The 1078-nt window shown below is 61.0% G+C and carries 1 protein-coding gene; it reads right to left on the reverse strand.

Annotated features, from left to right (window positions below; all coding sequences use genetic code 11):
- Positions 1–183: 183 nt before the first annotated feature.
- The coding region (locus EXE41_RS18540) for an ISH3 family transposase (RefSeq protein WP_137691788.1) at positions 184–1078 on the reverse strand (895 nt) is incomplete at its 5' end.

The raw sequence follows: 1078 nt of genomic DNA on the forward strand, positions 1-1078 counted from the left end.
ATCGGTAGTTCCCATCGTTCCTGATTGCTGACCCAATTTCTGGAGAGAAATGAACGAGATCAGAGTGACCGGTTCATCGAGTCGAACAAAGGCGGCGGTCTCACGCCAGTGAGAGCGCCGTCAGTCCAGACAAGAGGCGAAGCTGTCGCTCACGTACAGGGCTGTCGCTGGATGCGGGCAGCCTCAGCCCGCGTCCAGCTTGCTGTAGGTCGCCGGGATACCGACACCGTTGGTCGGTGCTTCCCACTTCCGGCGCAACGTTTCGTCAAGAGCGTGATCGATCCACTCTCGAAACACCTCGAAGCGGAACCAGACAGGCAGTGCTCGCCCGCCGCGTCGCGGCGTGGCGAGCACGCCCCATCGGACGATCACCCAGAGGTTCCGCAGCAGGAAGCTCACGAGGATGAACAACAACCGAACGGCTGGATCAGTCGTACTCGTCCGTGCACGCGCTTCGCGCATCGTCCGGAAGGCTGTCTCGATGGCTGAGCGTTTTTCATAGAGGGCTTCGACCTCCTTCGGCGTGCGATCGGTCAGATCGCACGCCACGTACGCCCGCACGAGCAAGCCGTGCTTGCCTCGGTTGCCCTGCTGGTAGGAGACACAGACCGCGAGCGGGAAGCGCAGTTCCCGCTCGCTTCCCTTGTACATCACGTACTCCGTCCAGTAGGAGACCCTCGTGTCCAGTTTCTCGGCCATCTGTTTCCCACGGCGGATGATTGGAAGAGCGACTGGTGCCACAGCATCCAGTCGCTCGATCGACATACCATCGTAGAATCCACGGTCAGCGAGCAGGCCAGCGATGTCGATTGGGAGGGCTGCGACGTGGTCGAGCAATCGCTCGACCGCGTCGCTTTTTGGTTCATCACTACGGACGGGTGTGACTGCGACGACGAGTGGTTTTGCCCGACAGAGGACGAATCCGGCGAGGTAGCGATGGCACTTGCTGGTGCCATCGCGTGGTTTGGTGTGGCAGAGTTCGCCAGCATCAGCGTGTGGACAGCCGTGGTAGTGGATATCGACGAAGTCGAGGCAGATGATCCTCGGGCCGGGGCCGAGGATCATCGCCGCCTGTTGA

It is taken from the genome of Halorubrum sp. SD690R (assembly GCF_005435035.1).
In the GTDB taxonomy this organism is placed as follows: Archaea; Halobacteriota; Halobacteria; order Halobacteriales; family Haloferacaceae; genus Halorubrum; species Halorubrum ezzemoulense.